Source organism: Vibrio sp. 2096, assembly GCF_033339595.1.
Taxonomy (GTDB): domain Bacteria; phylum Pseudomonadota; class Gammaproteobacteria; order Enterobacterales; family Vibrionaceae; genus Vibrio; species Vibrio alginolyticus.
On record NZ_JAWOUX010000092.1, the window covers coordinates 1 to 1,110 of the forward strand.

The window sequence follows — 1,110 nt, forward strand, 5'->3', positions numbered from 1 at the left end:
CTCTCTTTAAGATCTTACCCGTAGCACTCATCGGTAACTGTTCACGAATTTCGACAAACCTTGGGTATTTGAAATTGGCTAACTGCTCTCGCCCCCATAATTGCAGCTCATCGGCTTCGACAAATTGATTCGGTTTTAATACCACGTAGGCTTTGATCTCTTCGCCATATTCTTGATGCGGACTACCTATCACGGCCACCATCGCTACCGCAGGATGCGTCATGAATACTTCTTCAATCTCACGAGGATACACATTGAAGCCACCTCGAATGATCAGGTCTTTCATCCTGTCGACAATAAACAGATTACCCGACTCATCAAATCGCCCGACGTCACCGGTATGGAACCAACCACTTTGCAACACCGATTCCGTCACTTCTGGGCGATCAAGATAACCTTTCATGACGTTGTGCCCGCGCACAATAATTTCGCCTTCCTCACCGACAGGGAGAGCATGGCCGTCAAGATCAACGACTTTCACCTCAACACCTTGAATCGGTTGCCCGACAGAGCCCGGTACTCGCTCTTGTTCAAGGTGATTAAAACACGCTATCGGACTGGTTTCGGACAAGCCGTAACCTTCTAGAATTGGTACATTGAATCGTGCTTCAAAGGTCTTAAATACTTCGGTCGGTAGCGACGAGCCTCCACTAACCGCTACTCGTAGCGACGAAATATCGCAATTATGTTCAACATGCAGCAAACCAATGTACATCGTAGGCACACCGGCAAAGAGTGTCACTCGATGCTTTTCGATCAGCTCCAACACATGTTTCGGATCAAATCGAGGTACTAAAACCAAAGTTGCACCGCTTTGCACGCTAGCATTGAGATGCACGGTTTGACCGAATGTATGAAACAGTGGCAACGTTACTAGATGAACATCATCAGCCTGACTCGCCATGATGTTCTGAGCCACAAGCGCATTCATTACGATGTTTTGCTGCGTGAGCTCTGCTCCTTTGGGCAGTCCCGTTGTGCCTGATGTATACAAAATCACACAAGTGTCATCCGCATCGCGAGCAACGTAATCCGCCAAAGGTTCGATATCTTCTATAAAAGACGTCAGTGTCGGTAAACCTTGGTACTCTTTTTGCGTTTGATCTTGCG

The 1,110-nt window shown here is 47.5% G+C and carries 1 protein-coding gene; it reads right to left on the bottom strand.

All coding sequences use genetic code 11. From position 1 onward, the window contains the following. Nucleotides 1-1,110: long-chain fatty acid--CoA ligase (locus R7Q41_RS24295; RefSeq protein WP_318144740.1), on the bottom strand; the 1,110-nt coding region annotated here is incomplete at both ends.